The organism is Solimonas soli DSM 21787, assembly GCF_000474945.1.
Taxonomy (GTDB): Bacteria; Pseudomonadota; Gammaproteobacteria; order Nevskiales; family Nevskiaceae; genus Solimonas; species Solimonas soli.
Window position 1 is genome coordinate 285900 of record NZ_KI440838.1, and the last position, 25567, is coordinate 311466.

The window sequence follows — 25567 nt, forward strand, 5'->3', positions numbered from 1 at the left end:
CGGGCCGGCCGGTCGGGACACAGGCCTTTCCGGTCCGGTCCGCTCCGCCTGCCGCCGCAACGCCATCATCGCGGTGCGCCGCGGCTGAATCGGCGCTTCGGCGGGAAGGCGCGCGAGGCGCATACAAAAAAAGGGATGGCCTCGCGGCCATCCCTTTCTTGAAACAGCGCCCGCCGCAGCGGCGCGCGCCGCAGTCATTTTCCGTGCGACGCGCCCGTCCGACGCCGACGCCGCAGCATGCCGAGACCGGCGAGGCCGGCGAGCAGGCCGAAGCCGAGCGCGCCGCCGCCACCGCCGGAGCCGCCGCTGACGTCGCCCGTCGTGCCACCCGTCGTGCCGCCGCTGCCGCTGCCGGCAACCGCCTTGACCTGGGCGCTGGCCTTTTCCGGCGAGACATTGCCTTCGCTGTCCGTCACCGAGAGCGACGGTGTGTAGGTGCCTGCCTGGGTGTAGACGTGCGAGGTGGTCGGCGTGGTGGTCGTCAACGTCGCGCCGTCGCCGAAGTCCCAGCTGTAGTGCGTGATGGCTTGGCCATAGGCGCCGAAGGAGTGCGAGCCGTCGAACTGCACGGTCAGCGGCACCGAGCCGCTGCTCGGCGAGGCGATCATCGCGGCGACCGCGTGATCCGAGCCGCCGACGGTGATCGTCGTGGTCGGCGTGATCGTCACGGCGGCGGACGTTGCCGTGTTGCCGTTCACATCGGTCACCACCACCCTGGCGTCGAACGAGCCGGCCGCCGGATAGGTGTAGCTGAGGCTGGCCGAGCTGCTCTCCACCGGATCCGTGCCGTCACCGAAGAAGAACGTGTACCTGCTCAGCGCCGAGCCATCGCTGCTCGCCGAAGCGGACGCATCGAACACGACCTGCAGCGGCGCCGGACCAGTGGTCTTGGAAGCCGAGAGCCTTGCCGTCGGCGCCGAGGTCGGGCCGCCGTCGCCGCCGGTGGTGCTGCCACCCGTGCTATCGCCACCCGTCGTGCCGCCGCCGGTCGTCGAGCCGCCCGCGGTGTCACCGCCGGTGGTGCTGCCGCCGGTCGTGTCGCCGCCGGTGCTGCCGCCGCTGCAGGTCCTGGTGGTGACGTAGGCCGCGCCGTGGATCGGATAATTCGGCTTGAGGTTGCTGTACGGCGTCACCGAGACCGTGTACTGACCGGCTGGCGGTGCCGAGCCGACGCCGTTGCCGGCGGCGAAATTCACTTCCTCGAAATCGGTGCTGCCCTGCGCCGATGACAGCGTCGCGCCCGAGGGCGGCGTCACCGTCATGTCGAGATCGGTGCGGGTGCTGTCCCAGCTGACGCGCACGCGCAGGCCGCTGATGCTCGCATCGCTCGGCAGCGTGAAGTCGTGCGTGACCGCGGCGCCGCCGAAACCGGCGACCGCGAGGCCGACCGTCTGATCCCACTCGGCGAGCGTCGTTTCCGTGCTCGTGCAGCCGTCGTCGCCGCCAGTCGTGCTGCCGTAGCCGACGATGGTCACGCTGCCGGCCGGATCGGCCGCGATCGGATCGGCCGGGCAGCTCGCCGGAGCGGCGGGCAGCGCGGCGTTCAGCGCGCTGATGTCCATCGAACCGAAGCCGGTCGTGTAGTCCCAGCCCGGCGTCGCCAGCCACAGGCCGTTGGTGCCGAGCAGCACGTCATGGAAGCCGGCCGCGGTCGACAGCGGCGTGCCGTCGTAGAGGCCGTAGACCAGCGGCGCGATGAACGACAGGCTGTTGCAGCGCGCACTCTGCATGCGCGCCCAGACGCCGGCCGACAGCGGCGACGACAGCGAGGTGCCGCCGATCACCGCGTCTTCGCCGCCGACGAACAGGGCCGCGCCGGTGTACGGGTCCGCATCCATCGCGATGTCGGGCACCGCGCGCAGGCCGAGCGAGGCGAGCAGGGCGACGCCCTTCTGCCAGTCCGGCGCCGGCTCGAAGTAGCTGGTGCCGCCGCCACCGGCGTCCCAGCTCACTTCGCTGACATAGTGGTAGTCGCTGTCGGAGAGCAGCGTGGTGCCGCCGACGGCCACGACGTATGGCGACGAGGCCGGATATTCGGCGCTGATCGGACCGGAGTCCGGCAGGCCGAGATTGATCAGCACCGAGCACGCCGCGCCGGCATCGCCGCTCGACGCGAACCAGGTCTGGCCCTGCGCGACGGCCTGCTGGAACGAGGCGTCGCTCGCCGCCGCGCCGCCTTCGAGTGCGTAAAGCAGATCGCAGCCGCCATACGACATGTTGCCGATCTTCGAGCGGTTGTCCTGCGCGAACTGATTGGTGCCGAGCAGCAGGTCGCCGTCGCTCATCGAGGCGGCGTTGTAGAAGATGATTTCCTTCAGGTTGCCGGCGATGCCGCTCGACGACTGGCTGTCGAGCGCCCATTCGCCGTCTCCCGCCGTGTCCGTGCCCGGTGGCTGCACGTTGACGATGCGCACCGGCACCTGCGGCAGGCCGTTGGCCGCTTCGTACTGGCGCAGATCGGCGACGACCTGTGACAGATCGCTGCCGGCGCTGGAGATGGCCAGCGAGGTGCCGGCGCCGGTCGGCGTGCTGCCGGCGTTGTAGACGGTCTGGAACTGCGTGGAGTCGTAGCTGAGGTTCAGCGCCGGCAGGCTGGCGTTGGCGCCGGCCTTGACGTGATGCGTCTCCATCGTCGCCAGGCTGTTGAGGCCGAGCACCGACAGCACCAGATTGCCGAGCGCATCCGGCACCTGCGCGGCCTTCACGTTGCTGAACTGCGTCTTGCCGTTGAGCGTGAACTGCTTGAGCTGCGTGTTGAACGCCTTCTGCACGACGGCGGCGGTGCCGGTCGCGCTGATCAGCGTGCGGCCCGGCTGCACGATCACATTGCTGAAACCGGCGCCGTTCAGATAGTTGACGACAGCCTGCGCATCGGCCGCGCTCGGCGCGTAGCGCGACGCGAATTCGCCGGTCTTCAGCACCGCGCCGTACGACAGCGTGCCGGCGGTGTGCTGATCCTTGAGGAACTGCGTCAGTTCCGACTGACGGCGCAGCTTGAGCGCCACCACGATGCGCAGCGGCTGCGCGTCCTTGACGTCGCTGAGCGCGACGCTCGATTTGAACGGAAAAGCCTTGGTCGCGGTATCGACCCAGGCATGCGCCGCCGCGCTGCCGGCCAGCAGCGCGAGCGCTGCGGCAGCCCCCAACCCGCGCCGCTTGCGGCGCTCCAGACGATCAGACATTTGAATATTCCCGATAGTGATCAGCCCATACCGCGGCTGTGGCAGCAGTCCTGAACGAGCGGCGTTCCGTGCGTTGCGGCGGGGTTGCGTGTCGTCTCGCGTTCTTCGAGCTGAACGCTGGCCGGGCACGCGAATGGTGGGCGAGCGCGGACGCGGCACGGCCGAAAGGCCGCCTTCGATGTGCCGTCTGTTGTCATCCCCATTCCCCTTGCTGACTTTGATGTCAGCTCTCGGCAATCTGAGCGCAAGCGCGGTGCCACGCGCCAGGCTTTTCGCGCCCATCTGGGGGTAAATCCGCGTGCTTAGTTTATTTTTCCCATCAGCCATTGCGCGGCAGTCAGGGGCAATCCCCAGGGCGCTGTAAGCCCTTCGCCCGCGCCGCGCTGCGGTGTCTCCCGCAGTGCGCAGTCCCTGCGCGGGAACGGAAGGAAAGCCGCGATACCGCGTGTCAGGCGTCGGCGCGGCACCTCGGTGCACGCCTGCGCTTTTTCGTCGCGCAAAACGAAACGGCCTCCCGGATCCGGGAGGCCGTCGTCAAGGCCGACGTCAGCAGACGATCAGGCGGCCTTGGCTTCCTGCGGCGCCGAGCTGCGGATCAGATGGTCGAAGGCCGACAGCGCCGCCTTCGAGCCTTCGCCGGCGGCGATGACGATCTGCTTGTACGGCACGGTCGTCACGTCGCCCGCGGCGAACACCCCGGGCACCGAGGTGCGGCCGTGCGTATCGACCTCGACTTCGCCGCGCGGCGAGAGCTTGAGCGAATCCTTCAGCCACTCGCTGTTCGGTAGGAGGCCAATCTGCACGAAGATGCCTTCCAGTTCGACGGTCTGCGACGCGCCGCTCTTGCGATCCTTGTAGATCAGGCCGGTCAGCTTCTGGCCGTCGCCGAGCGCCTCGGTGGTCTGCGCCGAGGTGATGACGGTGACGTTCGGCAGGCTGTAGAGCTTGCGCTGCAGCACCGCGTCGGCGCGCAGCTGGCCGTCGAACTCGAGCAGGGTGACGTGCTTGACGATGCCGGCGAGGTCGATGGCCGCTTCGACGCCGGAGTTGCCGCCGCCGATCACCGCCACGCGCTTGCCCTTGAACAGCGGGCCGTCGCAGTGCGGGCAGTAGGTCACGCCCTTGTTGCGGTACTCGCTCTCGCCGGGCACGTTCATCTGCCGCCAGCGCGCGCCGGTGGCGATGATCACCGACTTCGCCTTCAGCGCCGCGCCGTTGGCGAACTGCACCTCGATCAGATCCTTGCCCGGCACCAGCTTCTCGGCGCGCTGCAGGTTCATGATGTCGACGTCATACGCCTTGACGTGCTGCTCCAGCGCGGCCGCGAACTTCGGACCTTCGGTTTCCGGGATCGAGATGTAGTTCTCGATCGCCATGGTGTCGAGCACCTGGCCGCCGAAGCGCTCGGCGGCGATGCCGGTGCGGATGCCCTTGCGGGCGGCGTAGATCGCCGCCGCCGCGCCGGCCGGGCCGCCGCCGACGATCAGCACGTCGAACGGCGCCTTGGCCTTGAGCTTCTCGGCGTCGCGCGCGGCGGCGCCGGTGTCGAGCTTGGCGACGATCTGCTCGAGATCCATGCGGCCCGAGGCGAACGGCTCGCCGTTGAGGAAGACCTGCGGCACCGACAGCACCTGACGCTGTTCGACTTCCTCCTGGAACAGCGCGCCGTCGATGGCGACATGCTCGATGTTCGGATTCAGCACCGCCGCGAGATTCAGCGCCTGCACGACGTCCGGGCAATTCTGGCAGGAGAGCGAGAAATAGGTTTCGAACTTGTACGAGCCCTGCAGGTTCGTCACCTGCTCGAGCAACTCGGCCGGCGCCTTCGACGGATGGCCGCCGACCTGCAGCAGGGCGAGCACCAGCGAGGTGAACTCGTGGCCGAGCGGAATGCCGGCGAAGCGCAGATGGATCGGCTGGCCGGGGCTGGTCAGCGCGAAGGACGGCTTGCGCGCGTCCTGGCCGTGCGTCGACAGCGCGATCTTGTCGGACAGCGATTCGATCTCGCGCAGCAGTTCGAGCAGCTCGTTCGAAGCCGCGCTGTCGTCCAGGGACGCGACCATCTCGATCGGCCGCGTGACCTTTTCGAGATAGGCCTGCAACTGGGTTTTGAGATTGGCGTCCAGCATGGACTCCTCCTGAAAGTTGGGTGTCGGGACAGATTTCGAGACAAAAAAACTCGTCCGGTCCGGGGGAACCGGACGAGGGTTGTTACGGCTTACCGCTCAACTCACCTCGTGCGTGCCGCCAGCGCGGCACCTTTCGCGACGAAGACCGCTTCAGATCTTGCCGACGAGGTCGAGCGAGGGGGCGATGGTCTTGGCGCCTTCCTTCCACTTGGCCGGGCAGACTTCGCCCGGATGCGAGGCGGTGTACTGCGCGGCCTTCAGCTTGCGCAGCGTCTCCGACACGTCGCGGGCGATCTCGTTCGAGTGGATCTCGAGCGTCTTGATGATGCCTTCCGGATTGATGATGAAGGTGCCGCGCAGGGCGAGGCCTTCCTCGTCGATGTGCACGTCGAAGGCGCGCGTCAGCTGGTGCGTCGGATCGCCGACCAGCGGGAACTTGGCCTTGCCGACCGCCGGCGAAGTCTCGTGCCACACCTTGTGCGAGAAGTGCGTGTCGGTGGTGACGATGTAGACCTCGGCGCCGGCCTTCTGGAACTCGGCGTAGTGCGTGGCGGCGTCCTCGACTTCCGTCGGGCAATTGAAGGTGAACGCGGCCGGCATGAAGATCACGACCGACCACTTGCCCTTCAGGCTGGCGTCGGTGACTTCGATGAACTTGCCATTGTGGAAAGCCTGCGTCTTGAACGGCTTGATGGGGGTATTGATCAGCGACATCGGAAATCCCTCTTGAAGTCGTGTTGGTGGATACGGAGCCGACATCCTAGGCGCGCCGGCTCAATTTGCAAAATTGATTGTTGAAATTCGAGCCATAAAGATTTTGTATCGACGCGCCGGCATGCCGAGCCGGCCGCCGCGGCGCCGCCGCAACAAAAAAAAGGCCGGCGGACGCCGGCCCTTTTCGTGCCCGCCCGGACCCTCAGGCGGCCTTGCCGAACGCCCCGCTCTGGTAGTCCTGGATGGCCTGCTCGATCTCCTCGCGCGTATTCATCACGAACGGACCGTATTGCACGATCGGTTCGCCGATCGGCTTCGCCGCCAGCAGCAGGACGCGCGCGCCTCCGGCGCCGGCGGCGATCGTCACCGTATCGCCCGGCCCGAGGGCGCCGGCCGCGCGGTTCGGCAGCGCCTTGCCGGCGATCGCCGCGTCGCCTTCGTAGACATAGACGAAGGCGGTGTGACCTTCCGGCAGCGCATGCGTGAAGTGGCCGCCGGCCGGGATGCGCAGGTCCCAGTAGCGCGGATCGGTGGACAGCTTCGCGCCGGATGGATTGACCGGGCCGTCGATGCGGCGTCCGCCGTCGATCAGCGTGCCGGCGATCACGCGCACCTCGACGCCATCCGCGAGCTGCACGGCCGGCACTTCGGATGCCGGGATGTCGCGGTAGCCGGCCGGCTTCATCTTCTCCGCCGCCGGCAGGTTCAGCCACAGCTGGAAGCCGCGCATGCGGCCCTCCGTCTGCTTCGGCATCTCGGAATGAATGATGCCGCGCGCGGCCGTCATCCACTGCACGCTGCCCGGACCGAGATCGCCGACGTTGCCGAGATGGTCCTGGTGCTGCATGTGCCCGTCGAGCATGTAGGTCACCGTCTCGAAGCCGCGGTGCGGGTGCGGCGGGAAGCCGGCGATGTAGTCGTCCGGATTGTCCGAATAGAACTCGTCGAGCATCAGGAAGGGGTCCAGATACAGGCCGCGCTGGCTGCCGATGCTGCGGCGCAGCTTGACGCCGGCACCGTCGGCGGTGGCGATCGACGGGATGATGTGCCGCAGCGTGCGGATGGTGCTCATATTGTGATTCTCCTTCGACAGGGCCGCGGATGTGGAGTCCGCCGCCCGTCGTTAGCAGCGCATCGATGTTGAGGGAGCCGGCGCCGAAGCTGCCGCTCAGGCAGCCAGCTTGACGATCTTTTCGGATGCCGCGGCGAGCGCCGCACGCTTCTGCTCTTCGCCGACGTTAAGACCCTCAGCGTAAATGTACTCGAGGTCCTTAAGGCCGATGAAATTCAGGAACGTGGTCACGAACGGCGTCTGCGTATCGGCCGGCGTGCCCTGATAGAAGCCGCCGCGCGCAGCGAAAATATAGACCTTGCGGTTGGCGAGCAGGCCTTCAGGGCCGCTTGCGGTGTAGCGGAAGGTGATGCCGGCGCGCGCCAGATGATCGAAGTAGGCCTTCAGCGTCGACGGTACGCCGAAGTTGTAGAGCGGCAAGCCGAGCACGACCACGTCCGCCGACTTCAGCTCGTCGATCAGCTCTTCGCTGGCGGCCGAGTGCGCCTGCTGTTCGGGCGTGCGCTGCTCGGGCGGCGTGAAGAACGCCTGCACGCGCTCGGCGGTGAGATGCGGCGGTGGATTGGCGCCGAGGTCGCGCACCACGACGCGGCCGTCCGGATGGCGCTTCTGCCACCGCGCGACGAAATCATTGGCGAGCTTGGTCGAATTGCCGTGGTCCGAGAAAACGCTGGTCTTGATCTGCAGGAGGGTGCTCATGGCGATACTCCGTGGGCTTGCGCCGGTGTCTGAAGAAGTGTCGCCATTTAAATATTGCCTTGTTCGATAAAAAAGCGGAATTTATCGGCCATAAAGATCGAATGGATCGATGGGACAGCCGATGAGCCAGCCGAAAATCACGCTCGAACAATGGCGTGCGCTGACCGCCGTGGTCGAGGCCGGCGGCTATGCGCAGGCCGCCGAAACCCTGCACAAGACGCAATCGACGATCACCTACGCGGTGCAGAAAATCGAGAGCCTGCTCGGCCTGAAGATTTTCGAAATCCAGGGCCGCAAGGCGCAGCTGACCCGCGAAGGCGAGGTGCTCTACCGGCGCGCGCAGACCCTGCTCGCCGAGGCCGCGGCGCTGGAGGACGGCGCCAGCGGCCTCGCCGAGGGCTGGGAGGCGGAGATCAACCTCGCCGCCGAGATCATCTTTCCCACCTGGCTGCTGCTGCGCTGCTTCGACACCTTCGCCGGGGAACACCCGCAGACGCGCATCCAGCTCTACGAGACGGTGCTCGGCGGCACCGACGAGGCGCTGCTCGAGCGCAAGGTCGATTTCGCGATTGCCGGCCACGTGCCCGGCGGCTTCATCGGCGATCCGCTGATGCGCGTGCGCTTCGTCGCCGCCGCGCACCCGGGCCATCCGCTGCACCAGCTCGGCCGCGAGCTGACGTATCGCGATCTGCGGCCGTATCGCCAGCTCGTGGTCCGCGACTCGGCGCACAACCGCATCCGCGAATCCGGCGCCTGGCTCGGTGCCGACCAGCGCTGGACGGTCTCGCACAAGGCGACGCAGATCGCCGCCGCCAAGATGGGGCTCGGCTTCGCCTGGTTCGCCGAGGAAACCATCCGCGCCGAGCTCGAGCGCGGCGAGCTCAAGCGCCTGCCGATGCGCGAGGGAGGCGAGCGCTACATCGAGCTGTATCTGGTGTTCGCCGACCGCGACTATCCCGGCCGCGGCGCCTGGCGGCTCGCCGAGATCATCCGCGAACAGGTGCGCGACACCTGCGCCTTGGCCGAGAAGATCGCGCGCGGCGAAGTCGGGAAACCGACGGAGTGTCCGGGGCCGGCCTGAGCGCGTCGCTCAGAACCGGCGCTCCGCCAGCGGCGGCGGCGTGTACTGGTAGAGCCAGGTTTCGGACAGCGGCTTGCCGTTCAGCGCCAGGTACAGGCGGATGTCGATCGGATCGGCCTTGTCGTCCGGCACCAGGTCGAACATCGCGCGCCAGCCGTGGATCGCGTCGAGCGGCCGTGCCGAGACGATCTCGACGCGGCCGCGTGCCGGACTGACGACGGCCTCGACTTTCGCATCGTGCGGCAGTCGGGCGAGCGGGCCGCCGGCGAAGTCGACGGCGAAGCGCCACGAGAAATAGCGGCGCGGCTGGCCGATGACGCCGCCGAGGCCGGTGCGCGTCGCCTGCGTCGTCGCCAGCGGCGTCTGTCGCGGGTTGCCGGCGCCCCAGCTCAGGCGGTAGGCGTAGAGATATTCCTGGCCGGGCCTGACCGGGTCCTTCGGGTTCCAGAACGCCACGATGTTGTCCGAGGTCTCGTCGGCCGTCGGAATCTCCACGAGCATGACCACGCCCGGACCCCAGTCGCCCTTCGGCTCGACCCAGGTGCTCGGCCGGCGGTCGTAGAACACGCCGTCGTCCTGGTAGTGATCGAAATCGCGGTCGCGCTGCATCAGGCCGAAGCCGCGCGGGCCGTCGTCGAAGAAGGAGTTGACGTGCACGTCGCGCGGATTGACCAGCGGCCGCCAGATCCATTCGCCGCGGCCATTGCAGATCTGCAGGCCGTCGGTGTCGTGGATTTCCGGGCGCCAGTCGTTGGCCATGCGCCGATCGTTCTCGCCGAACTGGTACATGCTGGTCAGCGGCGCGATGCCGATGCGCTCGATGTCCTGGCGCGGATACAGCGCCGCGTCGATGTCCATCGCGAAAGGCTCGCCCGGCGTCAGCACGAAGCGATAGGCGCCGGCGATGCTCGGCGAGTCGAGCAGGCCGTAGACGGTGACGTGCTTCGCGCCCTTCGCCGGACGTTCGAGCCAGTACGCGACGAAGACCGGAAATTCCTCGGGGCGCGGCAGGCCGCAATCGACGGCGAGGCCGCGTGCCGACTGGCCGTACTGCTTCGAGGCGCCGACGGCGCGGAAGTACGAGGCGCCCTGGAAGGCGGCGACATCGCGCGCCCAGTCGTCGCGGAAGTTGAGGCGGAAGCCGGCGAAGCCGAGATTCTCCGGCAGCGAGCCCGCCTTCACGCCGCTTCGGCCGTAGTCGAACATCGCGCCGTCATAGGCGATCTCGGTCGCCTGGCCGTCGACGACTTCGTAGAGGTGGACCGGCGTGCGGACCGTGAAGCCGAGATGGAAGAAGCGCACCTGGAAGTCGAGATTCTCGTCGCGCCACAGCGAGTGCGCGTCGCGGAAGCGGATCGACTGCCAGCGGTCCCAGTCGAGCGAGGCGATCGGCGGCGGCAGCGTGTCCGGCGGCGCCTTGTACGGCTGCGCGGCGAGCGTGCGTGCGTGGCCCTTGAGGCGCGCGTAGTCGAAAGGCTGCGGCTTGCCGAGCGGCTTGAGCTCGTCGGCCTGCGCGAGCTGCGACAGCAGCGCGGCCGGTGCCGGCAAACCGGCGGCGGTGAGCGCGGCGGCGGATTTCAGCAGATGGCGTCGGTTCATGTGCTTCCTGTTTCCTTCGTCTCAGTGCTCTGCGGCACGCTCGCGATCATAGCGAGCCCCCGCTGTCGCGCGCGCCGCGCAGCCGCGCTGAACGACCGCTGAGCGGCGCGCATCGCCCTCTGGCAGAAGAATTGCTTGGTCGGTAATGTCTATTTTGTGCGGAGGTGATGACGATGCAGATGCCGGACTTTGCGCAATGTGGCACGGCGCCGCTGACGCGGCAGGATCTGATCTTCCTCTTCGAGCATTTCCCGGTGCCCGGGATCGATGCGGTCGAGGCGGCACAACGGCTCATCGAGCAGCCATCGACGCTCGACTCGATGCTCGAGGCCGACTACGTGTTCGACGCGCTTCGCGACCAGAAGACGCAGTGGCTCGAGGTGTCGCCGCAGCTGTTCTTCAACATCCTGTTGCGCCGCTGTCTGCCGGGCCGGCGCAACAGCCAGGAGCGGCAGGCGATTCACTATCTCGCCAATCTGCTCGGCCTGTTCACGCGCACCGAGCGTCTCTATCGCGTCACGCGCGACGACGAGGCGAACTATCAGTATCTGGTCGATCTCGTCGCCGCCGCCGCGAACGCCGGGCCGGAGCGCGGGTTCCTCGTGCATTCGCACATCGGCAACTACGCGCTCTACACGGCCGGCATCTGCGCCGCGTGGGTCGAGCATCGCCACCGCTACAAGCGCCGGCCGGTAACCGTCGAGTACTACTGCAAGATGGGCCGCTCGTACTACTTCACCGCCGCGCGCCATCCGCTCGCCGCCGAGTTCGGGCTGCGCCAGGTCTTCGGCGAGCTGTCCGGCCGCTTCGACTACTACCGCGACGGGCTGGAGAAGATGGGGGAGGAATATCTGCGGCACTGAACCACGTTCCGCCACCGCTTCGAGGACGCTGGCGCTCAGTCGACCGCCACTCGCGGCCCGGCGAGATCGGGCGGCAGCAGCTTGTACATCACCGGCGTGACGAGGCGGCCGATCAGCGTCGAGCTGATCAGGCCGCCGATGATGACGAGCGCCATCGGCGAATACAGCGGCGAGTTCTGCAGCGCCAGCGGCAGCAGGCCGCCGATCGCCGTCACCGAGGTCAGCAGGATCGGCAGGAAGCGAATCTCGCCGGCCTCGGTGATCGCGTCATCGAGCGGCTTGCCCTGTTCGCGCAGCTGGTTGGTGAAGTCGACGAGCAGGATCGAGTTCTTGATCTCGATGCCGATCAGCGCGATGAAGCCGACCATCGCCGTGAAGCTCAGCGTGTAGCCGCAGAGGAACAGCAGCACGATGCCGCCCATCACGCCGAGCGGGATGACGCCGGCGACGATCAGCGTGCTCCTGAAGCTGCCGAATTCGAGAACCAGCACCGCCATGATGCCGGCGATGGCGACGAGGATGGCCGTGCCGAAGCCGGCGAAGCTGTCCTGGCGGCCTTCGAGTTCGCCGCCGGCTTCGTAGCGATAGCCGGGCGGCAGATCCATCTGCGCCAGCTTGCCCAGCAGCTGCTGGGTCAGCGCTTCGGTGTTGTAGCCGGCCTGCGTGTACGCGGTGATCGACACCGCGCGTTCGCGGTTGCGGCGATAGATGCGCGGCGAGGACTCGCTGAGCTGCAGCCGCGCCAGCTCGGCGAGCGGAATCTGCGCGCCGGCCGCGCTGGCGACATGCAGGCCCTCCAGCGTCGCCAGCGAGGGCTGCGCCTGCATCGGCGCGCGCAGCACGATCGGATACTTGTCGCCGTCGGGCTCGTGGAAATCGCCGGCCGAGAGTCCGGCGACGGCGAGACGCACCGTGCGATCGAGATCGAGCAGCGGCACGCCGAGCAGGCCGGCTTTGGCCGTGTCGATGTCGAGCTGCAAATCGAGGCGCGCGCGGCGCAACGGATTGCTGATGTTGCGCACGCCCGGCGTCGCGCGCATCAACGCTTCCAGTTCACCGGCCAGCTCGCGCAGCCGGTCGAGATCGGGACCGATGATGCGCAGCGCGATCGGCGCCTCGATCGGCGGGCCGTTCTCGAATTCCTTGACGACGATCTCGGCGCCGGGCAGCGCGTCGAACTGCGTGCGCAGCTGCTCGTGCAGGGCGGGCGTGCGGCGCGGGTCGTAGCGCTGCAGCTGCACGAAGATCTCGGCGTAGTTCGCGGCGTTCTCGTGCGGGAACACGTTGTAGTAGATGCGTGGATTGCCGTGGCCGAGGTTCGACAGCGTGTGCTTGACCTCGGGATGCCGGGCGAGGATGTCTTCGACCTGCGTGAGGATCGCTGCGGTGCGCTGCAGGCCGGTGCCGTTCGGCGTGGTGATCGTCACCAGGAACTGCGGCGTATCGGCGGTCGGGAACAGCGACAGGCCCATCAGCGGAATCAGCGCGAACGACAGCGCGAAGGCCAGCGCCGACAGCATGACGGTGAGCTTCGGACGCGCCAGCGCGCGGCGCAGCCAGGGCGCGTAGACGCCGTGGATCAGGCGCAGCAGGGCCTGCAGCAGTGCGTTGCCGTGTTCATCGCCGTCGCGCGGCAGCACGCGCGAGGCGAGGAAGGGAATGATGGTCAGCGACACCAGCAGCGAGGCGCCGACCGTGAACACGACGGCAAGCGGCATCGAGCGGATGAACTTGCCGGCGTTGCCGGGCAGGGCCAGCAGCGGCACGAAGGCGAACAGCAGCGTCGCCGTGCAGCCGAGCACGGCCATCGCGATCTGTCGCGTCGCGCGGATCGCCGCCTCGTCGGGCGTATGGCCCATGCGCAGGAAGCGCGCGATGTTCTCGGTGACGACGATGGAGTCGTCGACCAGCAGGCCGAGGGCGATGACGAAGCCGGCGATCGACAGCTGGTTGAGCGAGAAGCCGGCGAAGTACAGCGCCGCGAGCCCGGTGAGCAGCGACAGCGGCAGCGAGACCATGACGATGCCGGCGGCGCGCAGGCCGAGCGGCAGCAAGGTCAGGGCGACGAGCGCGACGGCGAGCAGGAAGTCGTGGCTGAGCCGGTCGAGACGCGACTTGACGTTCTGCGACTGGTCGAAGCCGAGCTGCAGGCTGACGCCGGCCGGCAGCGTCCTGGCGAAGGCGGCGACCTCGGCGTCGATCGCCGCCCTGGTCTCGAAGATGTTGCGGCCGGTCTTCTGGTTGGCGGTGACGTAGACGGCGCGCCGGCCGTCGAAGCGCGCGACGTAGTCGTAGGGCCCGGAGTCCCAGCGCACGTCGGCGACGTCGCCGACATGGATGGCGTGCTCGCCATTGCCGGCGATCACCGTGTCGCGGATCTGCTGCAGACTGTGGAAGGCGCCGCTGGTCTTGAGGTTGAAGCGCCGCGCGCCGGCTTCGACGGCACCGCCCGGCACGTTGGTGTTGTCGGCCTGGAGCACGCCGAGCACTTGTCCGGCCTGCAGATGCAGCTCGGCCATGCGCTCGAGATTCAGTTCCACGCGCAGCTCGCGCTGCGGATAGGCCCAGCTCTCGGACTTCCTCACGCCCGGCACGCGCTCGAGCGCGTCCTTGAGGTCCTCGGCCGCATCCTCCAGCGTGCGGTACGAAGCCGTGGCCGAGACCAGGGCGTACTGCACGATGTTGACGTCGCCCGGATTGATCTTGTTGATCTCGACGCTGGCCACCGCCGCCGGCAGCTTGCGCGTCAGCGCGTCGATCTCGCGCGTCAGTTCGTCGTACTTCTTGTCGGTGTCGACGTAGGCCTCGAACTCGACGCGGATGATGCCGAGGCTGTCGTCGGCGGTCGAGACGATTTCCTTGACGTCGTCGAGCGTATGGATGGCGTCCTCGATCGGTTCGACGACCTGACGCTCGATCTCCTGCGGATCGGCGCCCGGGTAGACGACGACCACCGAGAACGCCGAGATCGGAAAGTGCGGGTCCTCGGTGCGCGAGATCTTCAGCCAGGCCGACGCGCCGAGCGCCGCCAGCAGCAGCGAGGCCACCAGCATGAACGGCATGTTGCGGACCGCGAAATCGGAGATGCGCATGGCGCCGGCTCAGTTCGGCTCGACGACGCGCACGGCTTCGCCGTCGCTCAGATACGCGGCGCCGTCGGTGACCACGCGCGTGCCGGCCGGCAGTGCCTGCTCGAGGGCGGCGCGCTCGCCGGCGAGGAAGGCGACCGCGACCTTGCGCGCATGCGCCGTGGTTCCGTCCAGCGTGAAGATCGTGGTCGCGCGCTGGTCGCCTTCGACCAGTGCCGCCATCGGCACGTAGCTGCGCGTCGCGCCGCTGCCGCGCACGCTGATCGTCGCGCGGCCGACCAGGCCGCTCGGCAATGGCGTGTCGCCGTCCGCCTGCGCCTCGAGGCCGAGCTCGACCGGGAATGCGCCGCTGCGCGGATCGGCGGCGCGGCTCAGCTCGATGACGCGCGCCGCGAAGCGACGCCCGGGATACGCGTCGAACTCGATCTGCGCGGCGTCGCCGAGCTGCACGCGCACCGCGTCGCGGTCGGCGAGGCCGAGCTTGAGGACGTGGCCGGAACCGGACTGCGCGACTTCGAGCACCGGCTGGCCGGCGGCAACCGTCTCGCGCGGCTCGACGTACCGGCGCAGCACCACACCGTCGGCCGGCGCGACGATCTGCGCGTGGCCGAGGTTGTACTGCGCGGCGTCGAACTGCGCGCGCGCCACCGCCTCGGCGGTGCCGAGATCGTCGAGCTGCTCGCGGGTGATGACGTCGTCGGCGTACAGTGCGCGGCCACGCCGCAGGTCGCGCTGCGCCTTCTCGTAGGCGGCGCGCGCCTGCGCGACGCCGGCGCCGACTTCGGTCGTCTCGATTTCGGCAAGCACCTGGCCCCGGCGCACGCTGTCGCCGGCGCGCACCGCGATGTCGCGCACGACGCCGCCGGTCTTGAAGGCGAGGCGGGCCTCGTCGCGCGTCGCCAGCAGGCCGCTGGCGACGATCGGCGCTTCGGCCGGGCCGCTTTCGACCGTCACGGCGCGCACCGCGCGCGGCGCCTTGGCCGGCGGCGGCACTTCGTGGCCGCAGGCGGCGAGGGTGAAGGCGAGCAGCAAGATGATGCGGACGTTCATGCCAAAACCTTCGTGTTCACGGCGCCAGCAGTGATTCGGGCAATGGATAGCCGGCATTGGCCAGCTCGTATTCGGCGGCGCGGTCGAGCGCCTCGCAGCGCGCGATCGCCAGATTCATGCGCGCCTCGCGCTGCGCGCGCTCGGCGTCGAGGAATTCGATCTGCGACAGCGCCGCGGCGTCGCGCTTGCGTTCGGCGATGCGGAAGCTTTCCTCGGCGGCGGCCAGCTGCGCCTGGCTCGATTGCACGGCGCGCAGCGAGGTCGCGAGATTCTCCTCGGCGGCGCGCAGCGCCAGCGCCAGGCGGCGCTGCAGGTCCTCGCGCTCGGCGCGCAGGCCGGCGCTCTGCGCCGCGGCGCGCCGGCGCTGCGCGCTGCGGCTGCCGGCGTCCCACAGATCCCAGTGCAGCACCAGCGAGACGGTGTCGAAATCGTCGTCGCGGCCGAAGTGGTACTCCTCGCCCTGGATGCCGTAGTCGGCGGCCAGGCCGAGCGTCGGCCAGCGGGCGGCGCGCGCCGCCCGCTCGCCGGCTTCGGCGGCGCTGAGATTGGCGTCGAGCTCGCGCAGTTCGGGGCGCGGGCGCGGATCGACGAGCGGCTGGAGCGGCAGCTCGAGCGCATCCGGCGCCGGCAGCGTCAGCGGCGCGTCGGTCGGTGCGCCGCGCAGCAGATTCACCAGGCGTCGCGCCTGCCTTGCCTGCGTGCGCGCGGCATCGAGCTGCTGGGCGGCGGCGAGACGCTCCGCCTCGGCGCGCAGCACGCGATCGCGCGTCGCCTTGCCGGCATCGAGCAGGGCCTGCGAGACCCGCACGTTTTCGGCGAGCAGCCGCTCGCTGGCCTCGAGAATGCCGCTCGCCGCCTCGGCCTGCACGGCACCGTAATAGGCGCGCTTGAGTTCGCGCACCAGACTGCGCGCGTAGGCCTCGCGCTGCGCGCGGCTGGCGCCGGCCAGCGCCTGCTTGGCATCGACGTTCGCCCACAGCTGCGGCGCGATGAGCGGCGCGGACAGCGACAGCTTGGTTTCCTGCTCGCGCTCGCGCAGCAGGGCGATGCTCTGGTTCGCGATGTTCGGGAACTGCGGCGGCTGGCCCTGCTGCTCCAGCATCTGGTTCAGCGTGTCGTAGACCGGATTGAGCAGATCCCCGGTCGGGATGTCGATCGTGCGGCCGCCGTGCGCGCGCGTGTAACGCGCGTTGAAATCCAGCTGCGGATACTGCCGGGCGCGCGCGTCCTCGAGATCGTAATCGCTGGCGCGCACGTTCGCGCCGCGCGCGGCGAGCGCAGGATTGTCGCGCAACGCTTCGTCAAGATAGGCCTGCAGCTGGGTGTCGGCCGCCGCCGCCGGCAGGGTTGCGCCGAGCAGCAATGCGGCGAGCGCGAGCGCTCGGGCCTTCACGGCTTTGCGCCTTTGGCCGGCCGCAGGCCCTGCAGGCCGAAGCGGATCGCGTGTGCGAGGAACTCGTCGGCGGACAGGCCGACCTCTTCGAGGAACGCCGCCTTGGTCTGCGCGATCTGGATCGCGCCGTGTGTGTAGCCCCACAGCGTCAGCGCGACCAGCATCGGCTTGTCGATCCTGGCGATCGTGCCGTCGCGCGCGCCGGCCGTGAGCGCGGCGATCGTCACCTCGTGCACGGCGACACCGGCTTCGAGTACGGCGCGCTCGCTGGAGCCGGCGTCGATGCGGTCCGGCTGGTGGGCTTCGAAGCGCGACAGCGCCGCGAAATACAGCGGGAATTCGCTCGCAAAGGCCATGTAGGCGCGGCCGATCGCGACGATCTTGTCGTAGCCGCGCTTCTCGCCGTCGGCCGCCGCCGACAGCCGCTCGCGCAGGACGCGCAGGGCGCGCCGGCAGACCGCGAACTGCAGCTCGGCCTTGTTCTTGAAGTAGACATAGACGAGTGCGCGCGACACGCGGGCGCGGCGGGCGACGTCTTCCATCTTCGCCGCCTCGAATCCGTGGCGCGCGAACACGGCTTCGGCGGCATCGATGAGCGCCTCGCGCCGTCGTTCTTTCTCGTCGTCGCGGCGCAGGCGGCTGCGGCTCGGCTTGCGGCTCACGGTTCCTCCCCCTGCCGTGGATGGGCGGCACTTTACTGACATCATGTCAATCATTCAACACGTGTCCAACAAAAGCACGACGGCGGGGCGGCGTGCGACCGGCGCGCGCCTCAGTCCGGCCGCGCCAGACGCTCGACGATGAGGCGGATGACCTGCGGGTTGAACGGCAGGCCGAAATGGCTGCCGCGCACTTCGACGTTCTCGGTGTTCGGCGCGGCGTCTTCGAGGCTGGCACGCCAGGTGACGATGCCGTCGCTGCGCGTGTAGATCGCTGTGCAGGGCACCGGCGGCGGGACGATGCGGCGCGCGAAGCCTTCGAGATCGACCTTCTGCGGCTGGCCGCGATTGGCGAGCCGGAACAGGGCGACCATGTTGTTGGCGTTCGGGTGGCCGTTGATCGGACTGCCGAGCGTGATGACGCGACGCACCAGCTGCGGCTGGTGGCGCGCCATTTCACGCACGAAGACGCCGCCGAGGCTCCAGCCGACCAGTGTCACCGGACCCTGCTGCGCGTGCAGTTCGCGCAGGCGCGCGGCGAGCCGGTTCTTGACGTCGCCACGCATGCCGAGATTGCGCGCGCAGCCCCAGCCGCGGGCCGTGTAGCCGAGCCGGCGCAGCAGCCCGAGCAGCGGCGCGATCGTGCGGTCGCTCATGCCGAAGCCCGGCACGACCATCACCGCTTGCCCGTGTCCGCGCGGCAGCTCGCGCAGCAGGCGGTTGTAGGACAGGGCGAGACCGGCGAGTTCGAGACCGAGACGGCCTTCGAGCAGCAGCAGGGTCTTCGGCGGTGCGGCAAGGTCCTGGACGGGCATGGCGGACGCGGCAGATGGAGGTGCGAGAGCTTAGCGAAATGCATGGCGACGCCGCACGGCGCCGGGCGCCGACGCTGCGCTATCCTGCGCGCCGCCGCCTGCCGTGTGAACGGTGCGCAGGAAAAAACGTCGGGGGAGCAACCGTGCCGCAGCTGATCGAACGCCGTGATCTGGATTTCCTGCTCCATGAAGTACTGCGTCTCGACGCGCTGTGCGCCGCGCCGCGCTTCGCCATGCATGACCGCGCCAGCTTCGACAGCGTGCTCGACGCCGCGCAGAAGATCGCCGAAGAGGAATTCCTGCCGCATGCCGCCAAGCTCGACGCCAACGAGCCGCAGTTCGACGGCAGCCGCGTCGCGCTGATTCCGGAAGTGAAGCAGGCGCTCGGCGCCTACGTCGACGGCGGCTTCATCGCCGCCGCCTTTCCGATCGAGGACGGCGGCCTGCAGCTGCCGTACACGCTCACCGCGGCGGCCATGGCGTATTTCACCGCCGCCAACGCGGGCACCGCCGGCTATCCCTTTCTCACCGCCGCCGCCGCGAATCTGCAGCGCGCGCACGCCAGCGATGCGCAAAAGGCGCGCTACATGAAGCCGATGCTGGAAGGCCGCTGGTTCGGCACCATGTGCCTGTCCGAGCCGCAGGCCGGCTCCTCGCTCGGCGACATCCGCACGCGGGCGATTCCGCAGCCGGACGGCCGCTATCATCTGGTCGGCAACAAGATGTGGATCTCCGGCGCCGATCACGAGCTCGCCGAGAACATCGTGCATCACGTGCTGGCGCGCATCGACGGTGCGCCGGCCGGCGTCAAAGGCATTTCCTTGTTCATCGTGCCGAAGTACCGCGTCGATGAGGACGGCAAGCCCGGCGCGCGCAACGGCGTGCACGTGGCGGGCCTCAATCACAAGATGGGCTATCGCGGCACCGTCAACGCCGCGCTGAACTTCGGCGAGAGCGAGCCGGCGGTCGGCGAGCTCATCGGCGCGCCGAACCAGGGCCTCGCCTGCATGTTCCACATGATGAACGAGGCGCGCATCGGCGTCGGCATGGGCGCGGCGGCGCTCGGCTACGCGGGCTATCGCTATTCGCTCGCGTATGCGCGGCAGCGTCCGCAGGGCCGGCCGATCGCCAACAAGGACCCCGCCAGCAAGCCGGTGGCGATCATCGAGCACAGCGACGTGCGCCGCATGCTGCTGCAGCAGAAGGCCTATGTCGAGGGCGCGCTGATGCTGTGCCTGTATTGCGCGCGCCTGGTAGACGAGCAGGCGATCGCGGAGGACGAGGCGCAGCGCGAGGCCGTGCATCAGCTGCTCGAAGTGCTGACGCCGATCGCCAAGAGCTGGCCGAGCGAGTTCTGCCTGGAGGCGAACAAGATCGCGATCCAGGTGCTCGGCGGCTACGGCTACACGCGCGATTATCCGCTCGAACGCCTGTACCGCGACAACCGCCTGAACCCGATCCACGAAGGCACGACCGGCATCCAGGCGCTCGATCTGCTTGGCCGCAAGGTGCTGATGAACCAGGGCGCCGCCTTCCGCCTGCTGCTCGCGCGCATGACCGCGACGGCGGACGAGGCCGTGCGCGAGCCGGCGCTCGCCGAATCCGGCGAGGCGCTGCGCCACTACGTGGCGCTGGCCGGCGAGGTGACGCTGCAGCTTGCGGCGGTGGCGGCGCGTGACGTCGAGCGCTTCGTCGCCAACGCGACGGCCTACCTCGAAATGCTCGGCCATATCGTCATCGCCTGGATGTGGCTGCGCCAGGCTCTGGTCGCGCAGGCCGCGGAGGGCGCGGCGTCGCCCGCCGATCGCGCGTTCTACCTCGGCAAGCGGCAGGCCTGTCGCTACTTCTTCCGCTACGAGTTGCCGAAGGCGGCGCGGCTCGCCGAGCTGCTGAAACAGCTCGACGATACCTGCCTGGCCATGCCGCTCGATGCGTTCTGAGCTTCGCCTCGAAGGGAATCGCCATACTGAAGAAACGCTGCGGCTCGTCGTCGTGCTCGCGCTCGGCACGCTGGCCTGGAGCTTCACTCCGCAAACCCTGCCGGCCGCCGCGGACGGCGGCGCCCCGACGCTGGCGCCGCTCGCCGCGCCGGTCGATCTGCGCTTCGGCGTGCTCGAAACCGGCGCGATGCAGTCGAACGCGCTGTTCGCGTACCGCGGCGGCAGTTTCGAGCCGCGCACTTTCGGCATGGACGTGGTCGTCGTCGAGCATCCGCGCGGCGTGCTGCTGTTCGACGCCGGCTTCGGCCGCAAGATGCTGGAGCACGTGCGCACGATTCCCTGGCTGATGCGCGCGACCCAAAAAACGGCGGATCTTGCGATCCGCCGCCGGGGGACGTCACCCGGGGGGTTGGGGGCGGGTGACGTTTGGGGACTGACGTCGCAGGCACGATACGGCGATCCGCGGACGCGCGAAATCGAAATGATTTGAGGCCCGGCTTCAAGGCATTTGAACCGGAGCCTTCGCGACGCTCGGCGCATCGGCGACAATAGGCGCATGCAGATAGGCCCTTACCGAATCGCCGTTCCGCTGGTGCTGGCGCCGATGGCCGGCGTCACCGACCGGCCGTTCCGCCAACTCTGCCGCCGGCTCGGCGCCGGCCTCGCGGTCAGCGAGATGACGACCTCCGACGCCAGCCTCTGGCACACCGAGAAATCGCGGCTGCGCATCGACCACGACGGCGAGAGTGCGCCGATCTCGGTGCAGATCGCCGGCTACGATCCGCAGCAGATGGCGACGGCGGCGCGCTACAACGTCGCGCACGGCGCGCAGATCATCGACATCAACATGGGCTGTCCGGCGAAGAAGGTCTGCCGCGTCGACGCTGGTTCGGCGCTGCTGCGCGACGAGGCGCTGGTCGCGCGCATCTGCGCGGCGGTGGTCGCGGCCGTCGCCAAAGAGGGAAATATTCCGGTGACGCTGAAGATCCGTACCGGCTACACGCGTGCGCAGAAGAACGGCGTGACGATCGCGCGCATCGCCGAGGATTGCGGCATCCAGGCACTCGCGGTTCATGGCCGTACGCGTGAAGAGCAGTACGGCGGCGCGGCCGAATACGAGACGATCGCCGCGATCAAGCAGGCGGTGCGCATTCCGGTGATCGCCAACGGCGACATCGACAGTGCGTCGAAGGCGCGCCAGGTTCTGCGCCTGACGGCTGCCGATGCGCTGATGATCGGCCGTGCCGCGCAGGGCCGGCCGTGGATCTTTCGCGAGATCGCCCACGAGCTGGCGACCGGCGCGCCGCTGGCGCCGCCGTCGCGCTTCGAAATCCGCCGCTGGCTGCTCGAACACCTCGACGCGCTGTACGCGTTCTACGGCGAAGGCCGCGGCGTGCGCGTCGCGCGCAAGCACATCCAGTGGTATTGCGTCGGACAGCGCAGCCTGCAGCAGCCGGGCCGCTCCGAGGCAGAGGCTTTCTGGCACGCGATCAACGGCATCACCGACGTCGCCGTGCAGCGCGCGGCGGTCGTGCGCTTCTTCGAGGATCGGCCGGACAGCGCCGCCGCCTGAACGCCGCGTCGCCTCAGGGCGCCGGCAGCGTGCGCATCAGGTTCTCCTGCACGACGCTGGCCACGAGACGACCGTTGCGGTCGTAGATCAAGCCGCGCGAAAGGCCGCGCGCGCCCTGCGCGGTCGGTGAATCCATGGCGTACAGCAGCCAGTCGTCGACGCGCAGCTCGCGATGGAACCAGAGCGCGTGGTCGATGCTGGCCACGGCCGTCGATTCGCCGAACCAGCTCATCGCATGCGGGCGCAGGGCCGTCGACAGCAGATGGAAATCGGAGGCGTAAGCGAGCACGCAGCGATGCAGCAGGCCATCGTCCGGCAGGCGACCGGCGGCGCGCAGCCAGATCGCCTGCGCCGGCGCCTGCACGCTCGGCCGCAGCGGATTGTGCGGGTGCACTGGCCTGAACTCGATCGCCACCTCGCGCGTCAGCGCCGCGTGCGTGCGCTCGTCGACGTCCGGGATTTCGTCGAGCCATTGTTCGACGTGCGTCGCCATGGTCTTCAACTGTTCCGGCGCCGCCACCTGCGGCATCGGGGCCTGATGCTCGAGCCCGGATTCGGGCCGCTGGAACGAAGCCATCATCGACAGGATCGGCTGGCCGTTCTGGATCGCCTGCACGCGGCGCGCGGAGAAGCTGCGCCCGTCGCGGATGCGGTCGACTTCGTAGACGACCGCCTTGTTCATGTCGCCCGGGCGCAGGAAGTAGGCATGCAGCGAATGCGGAGCCGCCTCGCGCACCGTGCGCGAGGCCGCGGTCAGGGCCTGGCCGATGACCTGTCCGCCGAAGACGCTCTTGCCGCCGAGGTCGCGCGATTCACCGCGGAACAGATTGTCTTCGAGCGTTTCGAGATCGAGCAGCTTGATGAGGTCCTTGAGGATGCGGTTCATGAGAGAATCCGAAGGGAAAAATTTTGACAAGCGTAAGGCATGACCGTGCTCGAATGCCGCAGTGGCTGCGGCGCCTGCTGCATCGCGCCGTCGATCACCACGCCGCTGCCCGGCATGCCGGAAGGCAAGCCGGCCGGCGTGCGCTGCGTGCACCTGCGCGAGGATTCGCGCTGCGAGCTGTTCGGCGATCCGCGCCGCCCGGCCTTCTGCGCGAGCCTGCAGCCCAGCGCCGAGATGTGCGGCACGACGCGCGAATACGCGCTGCGCCATCTGCGCGAGCTCGAGCAGCTCACGACGCCGGCGGCCAGCCGCGCCTAGAGCTGCCCGCGCAGGCTGTCGAGCGACTGTTCGCCGATTGGCTTGTCGCCGCGCAGCAGCCGCGTCTTCCACGACACGCGCACGCCGACTTCCGGACGCGTGTCCGAGCCGAGCGTCAATTCGACGAGGTCGCCGTCCTGCGGCGCGAGCGGTTCCAGCAGCGGCAGATAGATCTGCTGCCAGTGCGTCGGCGCCGCGAACGGCGAGGTGCTGATCGTGATGCCTTCGACCAGTTCGGCCTCCCACCACAGCGCGTAGCCTTCGATGCGTCGTCCGGCCAGCGCCGCGCCGCGCCATTGCAGGGTCCTGCGCCGCGCGCTCGCCGGCGCCGGGCGCTGCGGGCGGACGTCGAGATCGTCCCAGAGCAGCGCCTGCGAGCCGTCGCCGCCGAGGTCCGAAGGCTCGACGCTGCGCACGTACATGTTGTTGAGCGAGATGCGCCGCGCCGGCGCCAGGTCGAGATCGAAGCCGACCGCGGGCCAGATGTCGATCTCCTTCTGCAGGCGATCGCCGACGACCGGCGCGACGAACTGGCGCAGGCGTCCCGGGATCACGATGCCGTCGGCCTTGAGGAAGCGGCGCGCGTCGATCGCGGTTTCGAGAAAGTTCTCCTCGAGCGCGTAGTTGCCGAGCGTTTCGGTGACGACGATGTCGACGGCGAGCTTGCGCCGCAGCTCACCCGAGTGAGCCTTGATGAACGACAGCCCGTCGATGCGGTTGCGACGCGCCAGTCCCTCGGCGAGTTCGAGTGCGTCGCTGTACTCGACGAGCGTCACCTGGCGCGCGCCGAGCCGCCGGGCGAGGAAGGAAAGAAAGCCGGTGCCGGCGCCGATGTCGAGCACCGTGCTGCGGCCCGGCGCGATGACGGTGCGTAGTGCGGCGTGGAACGCCTGGTTGCGCGCGGCGTCGCCGAGCAGCTTACGGTGCAGTTCGATTTCACTCATGGCGCGGCTCGCGGCCGGCGGGCAGAAGACCAACGCCGATTATCGGCGCTCGCTTCATGGCATGGAAAGGAACATCATTCATTTGTCTGCATTCGGCGTCCGGATACAATCGCGGGCCACGCCGACATAGCTCAGCTGGTAGAGCTACTGATTTGTAATCAGTGGGTCGGGGGTTCGAATCCCTCTGTCGGCACCATCTCCGCCAAACGGACTAGCCAACCCGTCGGCTAGCCGTTAAAGTCAATTGGCCTTTCGGCCGCACGGAAGCGATTTCCGGATTGCTGCAGTGCGGCGTTGTTAGAGGCGAGCGGCGCGAACGGCGTCGGTTGCGATGAACTCACGGTAAGCAAGATCGAATCAGTGTCGATTCGACATGGCGGTGTCGGCGCAGGGCCGGCGGCGCCATTGACAGGCTTGCCCGTGGGCCGCCGCGGAATTTCTTCCGTGTAGGCCCGGTCCGTGATGAATCGCGGGCGTTCCTCCGTGGGACAGGGTTGCGGATTTCACTACACGGGCGCCGGACTGATCGGTGCCCCCGGGTCGTCCGGCAGCGCCGGAAGGATCGCGGCGAAACGAATCGTGGAGCGAGTTTTGGCAATGGAATTTGGTCAGAAGCCGAATCAGAGCCGTCGACTGGTCGGTCTCGCGGGCGTGGTGATTTTCCACGCGCTGCTGATTTGGGCTCTGGTGTCGGGTCTGGCGCGCAAGGCGATCGAGGTCCTGCCGGCGCCCATCGAGACGAAAATCATCGAAGAGATCAAGCCGCCGGACGAGCCGCCGCCGCCGCCGCCGCCGACCCTCGATGTGCCGCCGCCGCCGTTCGTGCCGCCGCCGGAAATCAACATTGCCACGCCGCCGCCGCAGCACGCGATCACGGTGCAGAGCACGCAGCCGACGCCGCCGCCGCAGCCGGTGCCGGCCGTCAAGGCGCCGCCGTCGGTTTCACTGAAGATCGACGGCAAGCGCTGCCGCGCGCCGGAATATCCCTCGGTGTCGCAGCGTCTCAACGAGGCGGGCTCGGTCGTGCTGCAGCTGCTGGTCGGCACGGACGGCCGCGTCAAGGATGCCAAGATCGTGACTTCCAGCGGCTATCCGCGGCTCGACGAAGCCGCGCGCAAGGGCCTGAGCCTGTGCAAGTTCGATGCGCCGAGCGAGCCGGCATGGGGCACGATCAAGTACACCTTCCGTCCGGAAGACTAAGAACAGTTTTTATTAGAAGCCGTAAGTGTCAGCCGTAAGCGACGGTGCGCGAGCGCCGATACAAAAACCCGAGCCACCATCCTCTTGGAGATGTGAGATGTCGTTGAAGCAAACATGCAAGGCGCTGGTCGCCGGAAGCCTGCTGGCGCTGGTCGCCAGCCTGCCGGTTCAGGCCCAGAATCAGACGCCGCCGCCGGCGCCGACGACGGAAAGCGCCCCGGCCGAAGCGCCCGCGGACGCCGCGCCTGCCGCCGGCGAAGGGGCGCACACCGAGCAGGTGGACAACCCTTACGGTCTGTCGGCCTTGTGGGCGCAGGGCGACTTTGTGGCGAAGGGCGTACTGATCATCATGCTGATCATG

Annotated in this window: 20 protein-coding genes, 1 tRNA gene and 1 pseudogene; 9 read left to right on the forward strand and 13 right to left on the reverse strand. The window is 68.5% G+C overall.

Annotated elements, in window-relative coordinates; all coding sequences use genetic code 11:
- Positions 1 to 194 precede the first annotated feature (194 nt).
- The 5 genes from K344_RS23215 to K344_RS0117695 form a co-directional block, all read right to left on the reverse strand.
- A complete protein-coding gene (locus K344_RS23215) occupies positions 195 to 3182 on the reverse strand; it encodes a protease pro-enzyme activation domain-containing protein (protein ID WP_169729317.1) in 2988 nt (995 codons plus the stop codon).
- Positions 3183 to 3739: 557 nt separating this feature from the next.
- Positions 3740 to 5311, reverse strand: coding sequence for an alkyl hydroperoxide reductase subunit F (gene ahpF, locus K344_RS0117680; protein ID WP_028081781.1), 1572 nt, complete (start codon positions 5309 to 5311; stop codon positions 3740 to 3742).
- A gap of 150 nt (positions 5312 to 5461) precedes the next feature.
- Positions 5462 to 6025, reverse strand: coding sequence for an alkyl hydroperoxide reductase subunit C (gene ahpC, locus K344_RS0117685; RefSeq protein ID WP_028081782.1), 564 nt, complete (start codon positions 6023 to 6025; stop codon positions 5462 to 5464).
- Between the two features lie 202 nt (positions 6026 to 6227).
- Positions 6228 to 7097 (reverse strand): pirin family protein, encoded by an 870-nt coding sequence (locus K344_RS0117690; protein WP_028081783.1) that lies wholly within the window; start codon positions 7095 to 7097, stop codon positions 6228 to 6230.
- A gap of 96 nt (positions 7098 to 7193) precedes the next feature.
- Entirely contained in the window at positions 7194 to 7796 is a 603-nt protein-coding gene (locus K344_RS0117695) for an FMN-dependent NADH-azoreductase (protein WP_028081784.1), read from the reverse strand.
- A gap of 121 nt (positions 7797 to 7917) precedes the next feature.
- Between K344_RS0117695 and K344_RS0117700 the strand changes: the two genes are divergently transcribed.
- On the forward strand, positions 7918 to 8877 hold the full coding sequence (locus K344_RS0117700) for a LysR family transcriptional regulator (protein ID WP_028081785.1): 960 nt from the start codon (positions 7918 to 7920) through the stop codon (positions 8875 to 8877).
- A gap of 9 nt (positions 8878 to 8886) precedes the next feature.
- Here K344_RS0117700 and K344_RS0117705 read toward each other — a convergent pair whose 3' ends face one another.
- Positions 8887 to 10476: an OpgD/OpgG family glucan biosynthesis protein gene (locus tag K344_RS0117705; RefSeq protein ID WP_028081786.1), complete on the reverse strand. Its 1590-nt coding sequence runs from the start codon at positions 10474 to 10476 to the stop codon at positions 8887 to 8889.
- Between the two features lie 167 nt (positions 10477 to 10643).
- Here K344_RS0117705 and K344_RS0117710 point away from each other — a divergent pair, with 167 nt between their 5' ends.
- Complete coding sequence (locus K344_RS0117710; RefSeq protein ID WP_051362373.1) at positions 10644 to 11339, forward strand: hypothetical protein; 696 nt, start codon at positions 10644 to 10646, stop codon at positions 11337 to 11339.
- 35 nt (positions 11340 to 11374) lie between these two features.
- Here K344_RS0117710 and K344_RS22415 read toward each other — a convergent pair whose 3' ends face one another.
- The 5 genes from K344_RS22415 to K344_RS0117735 form a co-directional block, all read right to left on the reverse strand.
- Positions 11375 to 14431 carry an efflux RND transporter permease subunit gene (locus K344_RS22415; RefSeq protein ID WP_043114850.1) on the reverse strand — a complete coding sequence of 1019 codons (3057 nt, stop codon included), beginning with the start codon at positions 14429 to 14431 and terminating at the stop codon, positions 11375 to 11377.
- Positions 14432 to 14440: 9 nt separating this feature from the next.
- Positions 14441 to 15478, reverse strand: coding sequence for an efflux RND transporter periplasmic adaptor subunit (locus K344_RS0117720; RefSeq protein ID WP_028081788.1), 1038 nt, complete (start codon positions 15476 to 15478; stop codon positions 14441 to 14443).
- A gap of 16 nt (positions 15479 to 15494) precedes the next feature.
- The gene (locus K344_RS0117725; RefSeq protein WP_028081789.1) at positions 15495 to 16871 is read right to left on the reverse strand and encodes a TolC family protein; all 1377 of its coding nucleotides are present in this window, start codon (positions 16869 to 16871) and stop codon (positions 15495 to 15497) included.
- Positions 16868 to 17533 carry a TetR/AcrR family transcriptional regulator gene (locus tag K344_RS0117730; protein ID WP_028081790.1) on the reverse strand — a complete coding sequence of 222 codons (666 nt, stop codon included), beginning with the start codon at positions 17531 to 17533 and terminating at the stop codon, positions 16868 to 16870. Before K344_RS0117730 ends, K344_RS0117725 begins: the two co-directional genes overlap by 4 nt.
- A gap of 110 nt (positions 17534 to 17643) precedes the next feature.
- A complete protein-coding gene (locus K344_RS0117735; protein WP_028081791.1) occupies positions 17644 to 18345 on the reverse strand; it encodes an alpha/beta fold hydrolase in 702 nt (233 codons plus the stop codon).
- A gap of 143 nt (positions 18346 to 18488) precedes the next feature.
- On the opposite strand from K344_RS0117735, the gene K344_RS0117740 reads away from it, so the two are divergent.
- From K344_RS0117740 to dusB, 3 genes are all read left to right on the forward strand, one after another.
- Positions 18489 to 20285 (forward strand): acyl-CoA dehydrogenase, encoded by a 1797-nt coding sequence (locus K344_RS0117740; protein ID WP_028081792.1) that lies wholly within the window; start codon positions 18489 to 18491, stop codon positions 20283 to 20285.
- Between the two features lie 52 nt (positions 20286 to 20337).
- The gene (locus tag K344_RS0117745; protein WP_028081793.1) at positions 20338 to 20775 is read left to right on the forward strand and encodes an MBL fold metallo-hydrolase; all 438 of its coding nucleotides are present in this window, start codon (positions 20338 to 20340) and stop codon (positions 20773 to 20775) included.
- A gap of 66 nt (positions 20776 to 20841) precedes the next feature.
- Positions 20842 to 21858, forward strand: a complete 1017-nt coding sequence (dusB, locus tag K344_RS0117750) for a tRNA dihydrouridine synthase DusB (protein ID WP_028081794.1) — start codon at positions 20842 to 20844, stop codon at positions 21856 to 21858.
- A 13-nt stretch (positions 21859 to 21871) separates the two neighbouring features.
- Here the strand turns inward: dusB and tesB are convergent, their stop codons facing one another.
- On the reverse strand, positions 21872 to 22744 hold the full coding sequence (gene tesB / locus K344_RS0117755; protein WP_028081795.1) for an acyl-CoA thioesterase II: 873 nt from the start codon (positions 22742 to 22744) through the stop codon (positions 21872 to 21874).
- Between the two features lie 39 nt (positions 22745 to 22783).
- Here tesB and K344_RS0117760 point away from each other — a divergent pair, with 39 nt between their 5' ends.
- Positions 22784 to 23062 (forward strand): zinc/iron-chelating domain-containing protein, encoded by a 279-nt coding sequence (locus K344_RS0117760; RefSeq protein ID WP_028081796.1) that lies wholly within the window; start codon positions 22784 to 22786, stop codon positions 23060 to 23062.
- Here the strand turns inward: K344_RS0117760 and K344_RS0117765 are convergent.
- Entirely contained in the window at positions 23059 to 24006 is a 948-nt protein-coding gene (locus K344_RS0117765; protein WP_028081797.1) for a methyltransferase domain-containing protein, read from the reverse strand. The genes K344_RS0117760 and K344_RS0117765 overlap by 4 nt on opposite strands.
- Before the next feature lie 120 nt (positions 24007 to 24126).
- Between K344_RS0117765 and K344_RS0117770 the strand changes: the two genes are divergently transcribed.
- The 3 genes and pseudogenes from K344_RS0117770 to K344_RS24495 all read left to right on the forward strand — a co-directional run.
- Positions 24127 to 24202 (forward strand) — tRNA-Thr (locus tag K344_RS0117770).
- Between the two features lie 401 nt (positions 24203 to 24603).
- A complete protein-coding gene (locus tag K344_RS0117775) occupies positions 24604 to 25206 on the forward strand; it encodes an energy transducer TonB (protein ID WP_028081798.1) in 603 nt (200 codons plus the stop codon).
- Positions 25207 to 25303: 97 nt separating this feature from the next.
- A pseudogene (locus K344_RS24495) lies at positions 25304 to 25567 on the forward strand (MotA/TolQ/ExbB proton channel family protein); the annotation flags it as partial.